13 protein-coding genes are annotated in these 16,247 nt (G+C 50.6%); 2 read left to right on the forward strand and 11 right to left on the reverse strand.

What is annotated here, in order from left to right:
- Positions 1-105 precede the first annotated feature (105 nt).
- On the forward strand, positions 106-1,155 hold the full coding sequence (locus PBOR_RS30875) for an LLM class flavin-dependent oxidoreductase (RefSeq protein WP_081972428.1): 1,050 nt from the start codon (positions 106-108) through the stop codon (positions 1,153-1,155).
- Between the two features lie 89 nt (positions 1,156-1,244).
- On the opposite strand, the gene PBOR_RS30880 is transcribed toward PBOR_RS30875, so the two are convergent.
- The 10 genes from PBOR_RS30880 to PBOR_RS30925 all read right to left on the reverse strand — a co-directional run bounded on the left by PBOR_RS30880 (position 1,245) and on the right by PBOR_RS30925 (position 11,157).
- Positions 1,245-2,030, reverse strand: coding sequence for an alpha/beta fold hydrolase (locus tag PBOR_RS30880; RefSeq protein ID WP_042217785.1), 786 nt, complete (start codon positions 2,028-2,030; stop codon positions 1,245-1,247).
- A 29-nt stretch (positions 2,031-2,059) separates the two neighbouring features.
- Positions 2,060-2,545, reverse strand: a complete 486-nt coding sequence (locus tag PBOR_RS30885) for a cysteine hydrolase family protein (RefSeq protein ID WP_042217787.1) — start codon at positions 2,543-2,545, stop codon at positions 2,060-2,062.
- 424 nt (positions 2,546-2,969) lie between these two features.
- Positions 2,970-3,869 carry an SDR family oxidoreductase gene (locus PBOR_RS30890; protein ID WP_042217789.1) on the reverse strand — a complete coding sequence of 300 codons (900 nt, stop codon included), beginning with the start codon at positions 3,867-3,869 and terminating at the stop codon, positions 2,970-2,972.
- A 223-nt stretch (positions 3,870-4,092) separates the two neighbouring features.
- The gene (locus PBOR_RS30895; protein WP_342671097.1) at positions 4,093-5,055 is read right to left on the reverse strand and encodes an AraC family transcriptional regulator; all 963 of its coding nucleotides are present in this window, start codon (positions 5,053-5,055) and stop codon (positions 4,093-4,095) included.
- 229 nt (positions 5,056-5,284) lie between these two features.
- On the reverse strand, positions 5,285-6,139 hold the full coding sequence (locus PBOR_RS30900) for a carbohydrate ABC transporter permease (protein WP_042217790.1): 855 nt from the start codon (positions 6,137-6,139) through the stop codon (positions 5,285-5,287).
- Complete coding sequence (locus PBOR_RS30905; RefSeq protein WP_042217792.1) at positions 6,129-7,109, reverse strand: carbohydrate ABC transporter permease; 981 nt, start codon at positions 7,107-7,109, stop codon at positions 6,129-6,131. Before PBOR_RS30905 ends, PBOR_RS30900 begins: the two co-directional genes overlap by 11 nt.
- Before the next feature lie 62 nt (positions 7,110-7,171).
- On the reverse strand, positions 7,172-8,590 hold the full coding sequence (locus tag PBOR_RS30910) for an ABC transporter substrate-binding protein (protein ID WP_081972261.1): 1,419 nt from the start codon (positions 8,588-8,590) through the stop codon (positions 7,172-7,174).
- Between the two features lie 216 nt (positions 8,591-8,806).
- Positions 8,807-9,082 (reverse strand): hypothetical protein, encoded by a 276-nt coding sequence (locus tag PBOR_RS30915; protein ID WP_042217794.1) that lies wholly within the window; start codon positions 9,080-9,082, stop codon positions 8,807-8,809.
- 252 nt (positions 9,083-9,334) lie between these two features.
- A complete protein-coding gene (locus tag PBOR_RS30920; RefSeq protein ID WP_245647951.1) occupies positions 9,335-10,177 on the reverse strand; it encodes a GNAT family N-acetyltransferase in 843 nt (280 codons plus the stop codon).
- Between the two features lie 107 nt (positions 10,178-10,284).
- The gene (locus tag PBOR_RS30925; RefSeq protein WP_042217797.1) at positions 10,285-11,157 is read right to left on the reverse strand and encodes a DMT family transporter; all 873 of its coding nucleotides are present in this window, start codon (positions 11,155-11,157) and stop codon (positions 10,285-10,287) included.
- A gap of 285 nt (positions 11,158-11,442) precedes the next feature.
- Between PBOR_RS30925 and PBOR_RS30930 the strand changes: the two genes are divergently transcribed.
- A complete protein-coding gene (locus PBOR_RS30930) occupies positions 11,443-14,097 on the forward strand; it encodes a cation-translocating P-type ATPase (protein ID WP_042217799.1) in 2,655 nt (884 codons plus the stop codon).
- Between the two features lie 92 nt (positions 14,098-14,189).
- Here PBOR_RS30930 and PBOR_RS30935 read toward each other — a convergent pair whose 3' ends face one another.
- Complete coding sequence (locus PBOR_RS30935; protein ID WP_042217801.1) at positions 14,190-16,016, reverse strand: APC family permease; 1,827 nt, start codon at positions 16,014-16,016, stop codon at positions 14,190-14,192.
- Positions 16,017-16,247 lie beyond the last annotated feature (231 nt).

Raw genomic sequence — 16,247 nt, forward strand, 5'->3', positions numbered from 1 at the left:
TTTCATTTCGGATTCCACTTACTAAAGTTGAGAAACATTAAAAAGTATAGTAGAATGATTATATGAAGAAGGGGGCGGATTGATATGGCCGAGGAGAAACAATTGATGGAAATAGGAATAAGCACGTTTTTGGAGACTACGCCTGATCCGGTAACGGGCAAAACGATCAGCCATGCGGAGAGACTGCGCGAAGCTGTAGAAGAAATTGTGCTCGCTGATCAGGCGGGCCTGGACGTATATGGAATAGGTGAACATCACCGGGCGGACTATGCAGGCAGCGCTCCGGCTGTAGTTCTTGCCGCAGCAGCAGCTACGACCAAACGGATCAGATTGACCAGTGCTGTCAGCGTCTTGTCTTCGGATGACCCGGTTCGGGTATACCAGGATTTCGCTACTCTGGATGGGCTGTCGAATGGCCGGGCGGAGATTATGGCGGGCCGCGGATCATTCATCGAGTCTTTCCCGCTGTTTGGCTACAGCCTGGATGATTATGATGAATTGTTCGAAGAGAACCTGGAGCTGCTGCTGGCGATCCGCGCTTCCGAGAAGGTCACCTGGCGCGGCGGCCATCGCCCGGCGATTCATAACCTTGCGGTCTATCCCCGCGCCGTCCAGGAGCCGCTTCCCGTCTGGGTGGCGAGCGGCGGCAATCCCGAATCCGCCGTGCGGGCCGGAACGCTCGGCCTTCCGATCGCCTTCGCGATCATTGGCGGCATGCCGGAGCGGTTCGCTCCGCTCGTCGCCTTATACAAGGAAGCCGCTGTACGCGCGGGACATAATCCTGACAAGCTGCAGATTGCCACGCACTCCCACGGCTTCGTAGGTGAAACTAACGAACAGGCAGCCGCCTTGTTCTACCCGTCCACCGCAGCCCAGATGAATGTCATCGGACGCGAACGGGGCTGGGGCGGAACCTACAACCGTGCGGCCTTTGACGATGCCCGCAGCCTGCGCGGCGCCCTCTATGTCGGCGACGCTGAATATGTAGCCGAGAAGATCATCCTGCTGCGCAAGAATCTTGGCGTGACCCGCTTCTTCCTGCATGTGAATGTCGGCACCATGCCGCATCGCGAGGTGCTGCGCGCCATTGAGCTATTGGGCACCAAGGTTGCCCCAATCGTGCATCAGGAATTAGCCCGTATCGAGGCTAAATAAATGATATTTTGACCCTAATACACCAAAAACACTTCAGGCGCTTATCGGCTCTTGAAGTGTTTTTGGTGTATTCTTATTAAAAGGCGGTGTTACAGCGGTCTCAGCAACCCCTGCATCGCCGCCGCCACATCTGCCGGATTGGTAATCGGCAGGAAATGGTAGCCGCTCCCGATTATTCGTACATCCGCCTCAGGATGGGTGTCCCTGAAATGCTGCATTTTCTCCAGACCGAATTCATCCAGGCTCATTTCGGCCAACAGCAATAACATAGGGATATCTGTAGCTTGTTTCAGGCAATAATCGTTGTCTGTTACTTCCCTGCTCAGACTATTTAAGGCCTGTTCACGGCTATGATGAATATAGGAATCATCCAGCGGATAGAAGTTATTCATCAAATAGTCCTTGAATAATTGTTGTTCGGGTTCAGCAAGCTTGTCCATCGCCAGGACGGTTTCATCCACTGCCTGTTCAAGCTCCTTCAGACTATCAATGACGGGTAACGTAATCTCCCCCTCATCCTCTTCCCTGTCTGCAAGGAAATAATATCCGCCATCGAGCAAAGTAAGTGACTTCACATAAGCAGGATACTCTGCATAAAAGGCCTCACATATCCAAGCGCCAATGGAATTCCCTGCGAAATGCGCTGCCGGAACCTGCAGATCATTCAGAATCCGCTTAATCTCCCGTACAAAAGCTCCAATAGACACATCTGCCTGATCGTCCTGGTTATGCCCTGGCAGGTCTACGGCGATGATCTTATACTCCTCCATCTCAGCAGCTAGAGGAGCGTATATTTCTTTTCGTTCACCAAGCGCCGGAAGCGCAACCAGCACTTCACTGCCGTGTCCGGCATTGTAGACAATATACCGTTCCATTGTTTTTCCTCCAGCCTTGCAGGACTCCCTTACTGCACTAACGCTTCAATCACAGGATACGAGATCAGTTTGCGGTCCCTGTAGGTTGCAGGAATCACGTCAATCTTCGAGCTTAGAATCCCATCCTGCAGAAGTACAGCCTTGAACCCTCTTTCCATAGCCCCGTTATAGGTGAACAGTACGCAGTGCTCAGCGGCATATCCCGAGAGAATCAGCAGATCGATGCCTTGCTCCAGCACAATCTTTTCCAGATCCGTCTTCCAAAAAGCATTCGAATATTCCTTCGTCACTCTTAGATCTGTCTCCTTAACATCAATGCCCGGAATAATCTTGAATTTCTCCTCATCGGAAGGCTGCATCCCCTCGATGTCCTGGATATGAATCACAGTATGATCTTTGGAGCGCAGCAGCTCCGAGACATAATTAATGAACTCGCAGGCTTGATCTATTGCCTTCTGCTCCACCTTGCTCAAATGAACCTCTTGCACGTCAATAATTAACAAACCGATCTTCATCCATTCTTCCTCCCTATTAGCTAAATAAAAGGAACTTCACATAATCCTCTCCAATTGTACAACAGGCTCCGATCAGCTGCATCAATAGAAGCAGCTTTCAATACAAAAAGGCTGCCCTCGGCAGCCTCTTTGAAACTCTACTGAAATTTAATTCAGCATTTTTTTCAGATCAATTCTCGTATAGGTTGTTTCGTTCCCACGGAAGGCCTCTTGTACATAGAGGTCACTTAATTTAGGGCCCGGACTCCCGCTTAACTTCAGAACCTCAAGCCAATGATCGTTTCGTTGTTCTCAGCTACTATTAAGCATACATCCCCTTGGTTATGTTGTTCCAGATACCCCAGAAACAGGCCCTCGTGATTTCTGATCCTCAATAAACTATTCAAATCACTGCCGTTCGCAGGTCTTATCTTGTAATTCATCTCTACCTCCGTGTGAAATACTGCTCCCGGTCAAGATCAGGAAGGAGCGCAGGATGCACAGGACGCCAGCCAAGCTGCTCTTGAGTCCAGGTGCCCGAAGCCGGGATATCCATTGACACAAAATGCGTCAGCCAGCCGAAATGCTCCGCTGCCTCTTCGGGAGGAACACTGACCACCGGAAGTCCAAGCCGGCGGCCGATTACGCCAGCCATATCACGAATCGGAACGCCCTCATCGCTGATCGCATGCAGCGTGGTTCCGGCTGGAGCCGCCTCCAGCGCCAGCCGGTAGAGCTGTGCTGCATCAAGCCGGTGCACAGCGGGCCAGCGGTTCGCGCCATCTCCCACATATGCCGAGACGCCCTTGGTGCGGGCGATCTGGATCAGCCCCGGAACAAAACCGGTATCGCCATCGCCATGAACGGACAGCGGAAGCCGCACCACTGATACGCGTACGCCCTGCGAAGCCAGCGCAAGCGCCGCTTCCTCCGTAGCCGCGCGATGCTTCCCGGGGGAGCTGGAATTGGGCACAGATGCTTCAGTACCCAGCTGGCCGGGTGTGAGATGCCCGATCACGGAGGTTACGACTAACGGCCGGCCCGAATGCGCTAGCTCGGCACCCATCGCCTCGACCGCAAGCTTGTCTGTCACGCCTGCTGCCGTAAGATCGGCGTAGTTGTGAATGAAGGCAGCGTGGATCACGCCATCCGCTGCAGCTGCACCCCGCCGCAGGCTGTCCAGATCATCCAAAGAGCCGCGGTGTACAGCGGCCCCGGCAGCAGTGAGCGTTGCTGCGGCCTCATCCGAACGGGCGAGGCCCAGTACCTCATGTCCCGCATCTATCAGTTCACGTACAATGGCAGAGCCGACGAAACCAGTTGCACCCGTAACAAAAACACGCATAAATAATTCCTCCTAATAACTAATGAGTAATAGAATTCCTGACTCACCTTGGGCTATCCATTGCACCGCTGTTCCAAGGTTATACTCATTATAGTCTTCGGTTCACCGGAACCTTTGCCTGTTCCCTTTCCCTTTTTGCCCGATCCTACAAGAAACGATAACCCGGCCCGTGACCGCCCAAAAACCCGCAAGCCATAGGGCTGCGGGTTTCCTAAAGATTAGCTCATTCCGATCTTGTAGGCTGCTGACGTAATCTGGCAATGTCTCTGCTTGGCGGACTTCCGAAGAAGCGGCGGTAATCCCGGCTGAACTGGGAATCGCTCACATAGCCGACAAGCCGGCAGGCCGTGGTCGCATCCATGGGGCCGGTTAACATCAGACGTCTGGCTTCGTGAAGGCGCAGCGCCTTTTGATACTGCAGCGGACTCATGGAGGTGACGGACTTGAAATGCACATGAAAGGCGGATGCGCTCATATGTACGAGTTCTGCCAGCTCAGCAACCTTCATCTGCTCGGAGAAGTGTTCACGCAGCCAGGCGATCCCCTTCGCGACCCGCTGTACATCTGACTCGGCAAAGCCCATTTCAACAACCTGGGCACCAATCGGGCTGCGCAGGACCCGCAGCAGAATTTCATCCAGCACAAGCGGAGCCAGAAGTTCCGCATCAGCGGGCTGCTGCAGGCACTCCACCAGTCTCGTTACTGCATTAACAAGACTCAGATTGGCATCAGCAATATAACCTGTGCTCATCTGGCGTACGGGAGGCAGGCCCTGGGGGTACAGCTTCAGGACCCATTCACTGATCCTCTGCGGATCAAGCTCCAGCCTCACGGCAAGATAAGGCTCAGCTGAACTGGCTTCCGTGAGCTGCATCGCTACCGGCAGGGCGACAGGCAGCAGGATCATCCGCAGCTTGTTGAAATGATAAACCTCCTGCCCGATCGTAATATTCTTTGCCCCCTGGGCCACGATGATCAGAGAGGTGGAGTAGAAGGTTTTGACAGTATCCGTATCTATCCGTGAATAGCGGCTGATATACAGACCGGGTATACGCTGGATAAAAGTTCCATCATGAGGAGTATGGGACGATATCAGACGTGCCAGCCTGGCTGTTTCTGCATCAAGCGAACCCTCAGCCGCACCAGACAGCGTTGTCACCGCATATTCATCTTGTATTCTCATCATTTAGCCACCGCTCCCTGGTATTCAGACATCTATGAAACTTCATCCTTATGAATAAGTAACGTTTATTATACACATTAATAATAAAAAACTCCCGATAATGTTATCCATTATCAGGAGTACGCCTGTTGATTAGCCAAAAAATGTAATAGGGAAACCGCTCATTCTGTCGTTACCATAACTATAATTTAGCTAATCAACAGACTTGGCCTTTAAATGAACCTGAACAGAATTACTCCTTAACGCCGCCCAGTGCCACACCCGCAATAATATACCGGGATAACAGGAAGTAGACCACGAACAGCGGTAAAGCCGTCAGTGCCAGCCCCATATAGATCGAGCCGAACTCCGTCTTGTAGATATCCCCGCGCAGCAGGCTGACCATGATCGGCATCGTATATTTCTCTTTCTGTGTAAGCAGAATCATCGGCATGAACAGGTTGTTCCAGTTGCCCACGAAGGCAAAGATCGCCTGTGTTGCCACTGCCGGTACCATGAGCGGCAGGATAATCCGGTTAAAGGTTTTGAATTCACCGGACCCGTCTACACGCGCTGCTTCCACGATCTCAATCGACAGCGTTGCGAGCAGGTATTGGCGCATAAAGAACACCACCGCCGGTGCGGCAATCGCAGGCAGAATCAGCGGAAGAAAGCTGTTGGTCCAATGTATTTTATACATGAACTGATAGAATCCGATCGCACTGGCCTGGGCAGGAATCATCATCACGCACAGGATAAAGGTAAAGAACGCCCCGCGCAGCTTCCAGCTATAGGTTACCAGCCCATATGCCGCCAGGGACGAGAAATAGACTGTTAAGAGAGTTGCTGAAGCTGAGATAATAAATGAATTCATGAACCCTTGAATCGGATCGAAGCTCTTTTCGAGCAGTACCCGCAGGTTGCTCATCATATGCGTCGAAGGAATCAGCGAGAGGCCGCTTTGAATTTCCGTTGTAGAGCGGGTGGCGTTTACAAACATGATCCAAAACGGGAGGATACTGAGCACCGCCAGACAGATGCAGACGATATAGACAATCGTCTTGTTTATCTTCCGGGTGACGGTTCCGCCTTTTTGATTATTGTCCATGTGTTACGCCTCCCTGGTTGCTCTTGGCGGATTTCCGGTGCATTTTTTCGATTTTTTTAAGTTTCGCCGCGTCGCGGTCACGCATCAAATAGAACACAAATGCAGACAGTACTGCTGAAATCACGAACATGATCATGCTCGCCGCTGCAGCACGGTTGTACAAGTAGCTTCCCTTAAAGGCTTGCCCATAAATAAACATGGACGTGGTAAGCGTAGAGTCATCCGGTCCGCCCGCAAGGAAGAGCTGCGGAATATCAAACATGGTCAAACCGCCGACCATCGATGTAATCAGTGTGAATAGCAGAATCGTACGTAAACTTGGCAGCGTGATACGGAAGAAGGTTTGAATTCCGTTGGCGCCGTCAATCGCCGCAGATTCGAAGAGCGCAGGATTAATCCCCATAACGCCTGCGATCAGTATGATCATGGTGTTGCCGTACCACATCCAGAACTGGATGAACGCCACAATGCCCCGCGCTATCGTCTTATCCTGAAGGAAGTTGATCGGAGCGTCGGACCATCCCATCATTTCAAAGAAACTGTTTACCGGACTCATCGGATAGGCAAATAGAGTGCTGAAAAGCACGGCAATTGTACCTGCAGTAATAATATTAGGCATATAGAGCAGAACCTTGAAAATACCCTGCCCCTTTATTTTCAGACGCTGGTTCGTGAACCAAGCCGTGAGCAAGAGCGCAAGAACGATCTGAGGAACGAAGTTCACAATCCAGAGCAGCCCCGTGTTAATTAGAGATTTTCTGAAGGAGGGGTTATCAAAGAGGAGATCTTTGAAATTCTGAAAAGGATTATCCAAAATATGTAGTGGTTTTGGTATTAATCCCTGTAAATCGGTAAAACCGATGAATGCGGTATATAAAATGGGATACAGCGAGAAAATCAGAAATGCCAAAACAAACGGAAATGTAAAGATATAGCCGAATCTAGAGTAGTTCACACCTTTGCGGCGCATGCTCTCACCCCTTTAGTTGATATGAAGGGGCGGGATGACTCCCCCGCCCCTTCGATTGCTTCTTATTCGCTATCGATATTAAGTTGATCTTTGACTTGCTGCTTGAAGGTTTCGATTGCTTTGGCACGGTCTTTGTTGCCCGCAGTATATTCGCGTACCTGATCACGCCAGAGCTTGTTGATCGTTTCGTCGAACTGGGTCAAGTTCTTACCTGAAGCGTTGGCATTGGCCGGAACAAAGACGTCGAACATGTTCTGTCCGCCAAGCAAAGGTAGTTCCCCGTTAGACTTATCCATTACAACGGAGGAAGCAACACTGTCCTTCGTGCCTTGCTCGCCTTCTTTCATCGTTCCGTTAGCCCAGTAATACTGGAGACCTGTTTCGGAGGTATCGAGTGTTACCCATTTGATGAAGTCTGCAACAGCCTGTTTCTTGGCATCGTCCTTGGTTACGTCTTTGTTGGCGAGCAGCCATGTGCCTCCCCAGAAGAAGCCTGTTGGCGGCTCGGTTACTGCCCAGTCACCACTTGTATCCTTTACATTGTCGCTTAGAGTATAGTTAACGAGCCAAGCAGGACCGAAGAACCCGAAGACCGGTTGAGCGCCAGTGCCGGACATATCGGCGAACCAGGCTTCTGTCCAATCTGTCGTATCATTGTGGTATCCATTGTCTTTCAGCTTCTTGGAGAGATCCAGGAACTCTTCGCGCTTAGGATCGATATGAAGCTTGCCGTCAACAATCCAACCCTTCTCGGAACTGTTTTCGATCGCGTGCCATATATCGCCGTCACCAGAAACTGCGCCGTATCCTTTGGCCTTCAGCTTCGCAGCCGCTTCGAAGAATTTATCCCAGCCCGGACCAATTTCAGCCTTGATTGCAGCCGGGTCATCTGTTCCAAATACATCCTTGGCAATCGAGCGGCGATAGATAAAGGCTCCACCTGTTGCCTGATAGCCGAGACCTTTCAATTGTCCGTCTTTGCTGCCGATATCAACTGAATATTGAGCGATCCCTGCGTCCTTAACCATTTGGTCATCAAGACCCAGGTCAGCATAGTTGGCGGCAAAAGTGGATGCATCGCCTTGTGTATATTTGAGTACGAACGCCGCTTCAGCTGCAAACACATCCGGTGCATCTTTTCCGCCAGCGGCCAGCGCCTGGTCAAGAGCCGGCTGATAGGCTCCATCTGTAGTTGCGACAATCGTAGTTTTGAACTCTACATTCGCATCTGGATGGGTTTCGATATACTTTTTAGTCATGTTCGGAATCTCGTCCGTGAAGCTCCAGAGATTAATAGTGACTTTCTCGCCGGATCCTGCTGCTGGAGCAGTTGTAGCCGCTGCGGCCGTTGTGGCTGCCGGAGCTGTTGTGGCGTTTGCGCCGGATGAGCTTGAATTATTGTTGCCTCCACACGCTGCCAGAGCAGATGACATCAAGACCAGTGTAGAGATCCCAGCTAGAACACGCTTCATACTTTTCATACTTTGCCTCCCCTTTTATATTCATGCCTCGGTTTTATGTAACCGCATTCATATTATAGTTCCAGACTCTATCAGACATAAGGAACCCCTCATTGGGAAAAATACCACTATTTTTGGTTCCTGCTCCAAAGGAGGTATAAAAAAGACGCCAGGGCACTTTGCCTTAGCGTCTCTAGGGTCTATGAAATTTCATTCCGAAAATTTTTGGAAGGTATGCTACGCGTAGTACCCGCCTTTAGCCGGATATTCTCCATGCTCCTGAAAGTGCCGGTATATTTTAGTGAATGCCTTGATAGCACTCCATTGACTCTGATGATTATTTAATAACACCACTACGTCTGCCATCGAGGTGTCACCGGGTAATTCTCCACTTGTAAATCTGTATAAATCCGTTTCAAACATACCATTCAGCTCTCTCAAGCAATCACCATACCGGTATCTGGCAATCGTATTCTCAATCTCAATCAGCTCAAATTCAATGCAGAACGCCATGCTATGATCCTCTCCTCGAATTCATCCGCTTTTGCTGGCAGAGATCCGGTATTTATTCGGAAATCCTGCACATAATACAACATTTCCCTCAATATATCGGCCCAAATCCAAAATTGTTGTACAAAAGGCAATATTCTTCCTGCTCCAAGCGCCCTAACGGGACAATTCCTGTATTTCGTACAACAATTCTCCCGCGCACACAGGTATCGAGGAATCAAAGTTGTACAACGTACAACATCAGCATAATTGCCCTCACGAGAACCTATACCAGAATATCCGATAGTCAAAATCCGGCTTCATCCCGATTGCTTGGGCGATGCGAATAGAGCCGGTGTTCTCAGGAGTGCAGTCCCAGTAAGGCCGGATTCCCTTTCGTCTAAATTCTTGTATCAGTGCGGCAGCCACTATGGTACCATAGTTATTTTTTCTGTACCCTTCCAGGGTTTCGATATCAATCGCATGCGTCTCTTCTGCAACAAATGCCGAGAAACACAAACTCACGGCATGATTACTATGCTCGGCATAATACCCTAGCCCCTGCTGAAGGAACACGTCTGCCGACTCCCAGTAATGCAGTATTTTCTCCTCTACAAAGGAATGGTTCCCTAATCGACTTGACGTAAGCAGCTCCCTGTCGATTGGCCGGATCGTTACAGCATCAGCGTGAAATTCTATCGCTCCCGCCTGCTCCCCTAAACAGAACACATGCTGATTATCCGCCGAAATATAGCGGTCCCCGAAGATGGCACTTAGCGTTTCATCCCAGGTATCCATCTCGGCGCCGATCTCGACCCCATTGATCCCTTGTTTCTGTAGCTCCGGTTCTATACGGGTTCTCATGTATTCGCCCAGTTTCTCTGCAAACACTGCACTCCGCGCATCCCCAACAACCTGATACCCCTGCTGCCCTTGAATCCAGATTAACGCTGCTGTCGGTTCTGCCGGATGATCTGCGTAGACCCTGCCCGGGTTCATCCCATTAACTATAGCCCTGGCCTCAATATTTTTACATGGATCTGTGAGATGCCGTATCTTATAAAAGTCCTGTTTATTAAGCTCTGTAATCATTGTCAGATCCTCCGGTCCTTTCTTCACGCTTATGTTCTTCCCATTCCTCTGTATTCGTGAGTAACCCCGGTCTATCCTCTCTGCAGAACGAAAATCAGGCCGTCCTCAGCTGAGAACGACCCAATGCTTCACATTCACTTTTGCTTAATAATCAACAGAACCCCTATAAAAATCAGAGCAGTCCCTGCCCAAAAGGACAAGCCAATCTGCTCCCCGAGTAATAACCATCCCAGAAAAGTGCCCACTACCGGCTGCAGGAAGAAAAACAATCCCCCGCTTGAAGCATTTAGCATTTGCAGTCCACGATTCCACAGCAGAAAACCGCAGGCTGTAGAGATTACCCCCAGGTATACAAGACCGCCCCAAATTGACGGATGCATCATCGCGCTAACATCCAGCTCAGGCAAACGGCTAATCGTAACAGGAGTGAGTAAGACAACGGCTACCAGGGCAGCATAGAACGTTACCACAATCTGCGAATAGTGCCCCGGCACCCGTTTAATAAGCACTGACATAAGCGCCCAGGTAAGCGCCGCAACGAGCAGGGATATCCCGCCGAGCTGAAGCGATGGATCAATGCCCGCATTTCCGACAATAATACCGACACCGAGCGTTGCTAAAATCACGGAAAAGGCCTTTTTAAAGGTTATCTTCTCGTTCAAAAGAATCCGCGCAAACAGCACCATAAATGCCGGTGTCGCCCCAGTAATAATCGCACCCATTTGTGCTGTAGAGAGCATCGTGCCTATCTCTTGGGTTACGATCGAAATGGTATTTCCAATCACGCCAATCAGGACTATGAGCAGGATATCGCGTTTCTCAATACGCCACGATTGTCTGGTAATAATACCAATAAGCAGCAAGGCAATAACCGCTATCACATAGCGGATCCATACTAATTCAAGCGGCGGTACAACGTCCACCACATGTTTGACAACAACATACATCCCGCCCCAGATGCTGGCAGCGAGCGATAAATACAAAGAACCTAATAAAGTGTTTTTCATTTGTGTACCCTCCGTTGTTCCAGACATTCCTTGTCCTTAACGGAGTTGTAGTTTTCTGCCGTTAAGGAAGAAGAACTACAGGTACATCATTCTCGAATAGAGGAGACCGCAGCATTAGTTCTCAGCTCACTTTCAGAAGAGATTTTCATATTATTTTATACGAATATCGTCCATCTGGGTATATGTTTTTAACAGGCTGAACGGGAAATGTTGAAACTTGTCATATTTTCTAACGTAGATTTGGACCATACAGAGAATGAAAAACTGGAGAGGAGCTTGTACCTGATGGAGTATTACCGCCGCAGTGTGACAGACACCCTGGAAGAAGTGCAGAGCTCAGCCAATGGGCTTACATCTGCTGAAGTTGACAACCGGCTCACCAAGGAAGGCTACAATGAGTTAAAAGGCAAACAGAAAGACCCGCTCTGGAAGCTGTTTCTGGAGAATTTCAAAGATCCGATGGTCATTGTGCTGCTCATAGCAGCCACTGTTCAAATTGTGATGGGACATGTGATGGAATCCGTCATCATCTTTGTAGTACTGATTCTCAATGCTGTGATCAGCGTGGTTCAGACCCGTAAGGCCGAGAGCTCACTTGACGCACTGCGCAAAATGTCCGCGCCTGAAGCCAAGGTCATCCGGGACGGAGCCTTGCTGTCGATTCCGGCGAGGGAACTTGTCCGCGGCGATATCGTCTTCCTGGAGGCTGGCGATTACGTACCTGCGGACGGACGGATTATTGATTCCGGGAGCCTGAGAATTGACGAAGGAATGCTGACCGGAGAATCCGAAGCCGTGGAGAAGCATATTCAGCCAATTGATCATGAGGCTCCGCTAGGAGACCGGCGCAATATGGCTTTCAGCGGCTCGCTCGTTGTCTATGGCCGGGGAACGCTGGTCATTACAGGGACTGCACTCGGCACCGAGCTTGGGAAGATTGCCGGTCTGATCGAGAGTGCAGAAGCGAAGCAGACCCCGCTTCAGCGCAAGCTGGAGAGCTTCGGCAAGAAGCTAGGTCTCGCCGTTCTGGGCTTATCCATCCTCATATTCTCCATCCAGGCTGCACGCGTCTGGCTCTCGAACGATACGGTCGACACGACCGAAGCGATTCTGAATGCCCTGATGTTCGCCGTGGCTGTAGCCGTCGCCGCAATCCCTGAGGCGTTGTCCTCGATCGTAACCATCGTGCTCTCCGTAGGTACCAACAAGATGGCCCGGCAGAACGCTATTATCCGCAAGCTGCCCGCTGTTGAAGCTCTGGGATCAACCAGTGTAATCTGTACGGATAAGACCGGTACGCTGACACAGAATAAAATGACAGTTGTTGACTACTTCCTGCCGGAAGGATCGCAGGAGCAGTTCAGCCTGCAGGCCGATGAATGGTCGGAAGAAGCCCGCCGACTGCTGCATATCGCCGTACTCTGCAACGATTCCAACATCAACGAGGAAGGTAAAGAGCTGGGTGACCCTACAGAGGTTGCGCTGATTGCTTTCAGTAACAGCAAGAATAGGGATTACCGCGAGATCCGCGATAACTTCCCGCGCGAAGCCGAGCTGCCGTTTGACTCAGAACGCAAGCTGATGACGACGCTCCATACCTTCGACGGCCAGAAAGCCATGCTCACCAAGGGCGGCCCGGATGTCCTGTTCAGCAGATGTACCCACGTGCTGCTGAGCGGCCAGGAGGTCCCGCTGACACCGGAGGTTCTGGAACGCTTCACCGAAGCTAACGAGCAGTTCTCCAGCAGAGCCTTGCGGGTGCTTGCTTATGCCTATAAGACCGTGCCGAATACCGTCACCGAAGTAGGCCTTGAAGATGAACAGAACCTGGTGCTGGTTGGCCTCTCAGCGATGATTGACCCGCCGCGCGAGGCGGTATATGGCTCCATTGCCGAATCCAACAAAGCGGGTATCCGCACAATTATGATTACCGGGGACCATAAGACCACGGCGCAGGCTATCGGCCGCGATATCGGACTGATGGCTGAGCATGAGATCGCAGTCACCGGCCAGGAGCTGGATGCCATGTCCGAGGAGGAGCTGGACAGCAGGCTGGAGCAGATTGGCGTCTATGCCCGAGTCTCTCCGGAGAATAAAATCAGAATTGTCCGTGCCTGGCAGCGCAAAGGCAAAATCACCGCCATGACCGGCGATGGCGTCAATGATGCCCCGGCCCTGAAGCAGGCCGATATCGGTGTAGCCATGGGCAGCGGAACTGATGTAGCCAAGGATTCCGCAGCCATGATCCTGACCGACGATAACTTCGTATCCATCGTCAATGCAGTCGCTGTCGGCCGGACGGTGTTCGACAACATCAAGAAAGCCATTGCCTATCTGTTCGCCGGCAATCTTGGGGCAATCATTGCCATCCTGTTCGCACTGATCTTCGACTGGATCAACCCGTTCACCGCCATCCAGCTGCTGTTCATTAACCTGGCGAACGATTCCCTGCCGGCCATTGCCCTGGGCATGGAGAAAGCCGAGCCGGATGTGATGAGCCGCAAGCCGCGGGACATTGGCGAAGGCATCTTCGCCGGAGGCATGATGCAGGCTGTCATCACCCGCGGTCTGCTGATCGGGATTGCCGTGATCGTCTCCCAGTATATCGGGCTGCAGCATTCCGATGAAATGGGCATTGCGATGGCCTTCACAACGCTGATTCTGGCGCGTACCCTCCAGACGTTCGCGGCCCGTTCCAACAGCCAGACCTCTGTGGAAGCCGGCTTCTTCAGCAACAAATATGTAATCGGAGCCGTCCTGGTCTGCTTTGCCTTCTACGGCATTGCTGTCCTGCCCGGCGTCAGAGACATTTTCTCCATCCCCGCTTCCTTCGGGATGGACCACTGGCTGACAGCCACAGGCCTTGCCCTTGGCTCGGTCATCGTGATGGAGCTGGCGAAGCTTGTCCGCCGCGCATTGCCGTCTAGGCAGGCCGCTTAAGCTTAGCGGCTCTGGATAATAGCAAGAAGCCTGCACGCCCTGTATGGGGTGCAGGCTTTTTTTATGGATACCGGCATAATGAATGAGACCGATCACTTCTTCAAATGATAAGGCACAGTAGTGACAATAACATCGCTGCGGAACAGTAACCGGGCACGTATCAGCAGACTCGATTGGTTATGAAGGATGTTATGCCAGCCTTTCTTCGGAATGAACTGCGGAATGATCACCGTTACCCTATGGTTCAACTCTGCGGCCTTCCAATTGATCGTATCAATGAATTTGGTCAGTGGTTGTACAATACTTCTATACGGAGTATACAAGGTCACTAATCTTATATCCGGCTGCCACTTTCTCCATTTCTCCTCGAATATGGCTTCCTCTTCTCTTTCGAAAGGTACATACACGGCAATAATCTGCTGCGGATTCAGCGATTTGGCATATTCCAGGGAGTTCATCACCACATGAGTGATTCCGGCAACCGGCACGATGATAACATTGCCTTCAATCTTAATCGTTTCCTCACAGGTGGTTATCCTGAGCTGGTCAGCGACTGCCTCGTAATGCTTATGAATCCGGTGGAACACCAGGAGGAGAATCGGCAGAAATACAAATACAGGCCAGACCTGAGTGAACTTGGTCAAGAAGAACATCATCGTAACAATGAAGCTGATTAGAGCACCAACTGTGTTGATGATGAACTTTTGCATCCAGCCCGCCGGCTTTTCCCGGAGCCACTTAACCATCATCCCTGTCTGTGACAGCGTAAAGGGAATGAACACACCTACTGCATATAAAGGGATCAGCTGCTCTGTCTTCCCCTCAAATACATAGATCAGGACCATAGAAAGAACACCCAGGATGATGATACCGTTAGAATAACCCAGTCTGTCCCCCCGCATGGTAAACATCCGTGGAATAAACTTATCCTTGGCAAGATTCACGGCCAGTAAAGGGAATGCGGAATACCCGGTGTTGGCGGCCAGAATCAGTATTAATGCAGTCGTTCCCTGGATAAAGAAATACATCGCATTCCGGCCGAAGGTTTGCTCGGCAATTTGCGACACGACCGTCACATCAGCACGGGGAGCTATACCATAATAATAGGCCAGAACGACAATTCCAGAGAACATAACAGCAAGTAAGGCCCCCATGGCTATTAAGGTTTTGGCGGCGTTAGAAGCCTCTGGACTTTTGAAATTCGGAATGGCATTGGATATCGCTTCAACCCCCGTTAACGCAGAGCTTCCGGAAGAAAATGCGCGCAGCAGCAGGAATAGACTGATCCCGGCTACCGGTGTGCCAAGAGAGGTATGCAGCTCTGCCGGAACGTTACCGGTTAAGATGTTATACAGGCCTGTACCAATCAGAATGAATAAAGCCAGCACGAATAAATAAACCGGATAAGCGAGTACAGAAGCGGATTCTGTTACCCCTCTTAAGTTCAGAATTGTAATCAGGATCACGAAGACAATAGCGATAACCACTTTATGCTCATGCAGGCTCGGAAAAGCTGAGGTGATCGCATCTGCACCGGCCGATATACTTACAGCCACCGTCAAAATATAGTCGACCAACAGCGAACCGCCGGCAATCAATCCGGGGTACTTCCCCAGGTTTTCCTTGGATACCACATAGGCTCCGCCACCATGGGAGTAAGCAAAAATAATCTGCCGGTAGGACAAAATGAGTGCGGTCAACAATACCAATACGCCAATCGCAATCGGAATGGAATACCAGAAGGCAGCGGCTCCAATCGTAACGAGAACAATTAAGATTTGTTCCGGCCCGTACGCAACGGAAGACAAGGCATCTGAAGACAGTATGGCCAGCGCTTTCTTTTTATTTAACTTTTGCTCCCCTAATTCAGTAGACTTTAAGGGCCTGCCGATCAGAAATCGTTTTAAAAATGAGATCACGGGTTTCACCACTCGCTTGTTATTTTGTAAAATTCTTGATAGTGCAGCCTCTGTACCCTCACTCAGACACAACAAAAAGACCACAGAAGAAGATTCCGTGATTATAGAGGCAAGGAACTGTTCGAATTCTGCGGAGTAAACAATCATTTACTTCCAAGTTCAGCCTATCATTTCCGGCATTAATATAGCGTTAAGGATTCCTCAAAGACATTAAGATTGCATTAAGATATT

Origin of the sequence: Paenibacillus borealis, from assembly GCF_000758665.1 — a bacterium.
In the GTDB taxonomy this organism is placed as follows: Bacteria; Bacillota; Bacilli; order Paenibacillales; family Paenibacillaceae; genus Paenibacillus_AQ; species Paenibacillus_AQ borealis.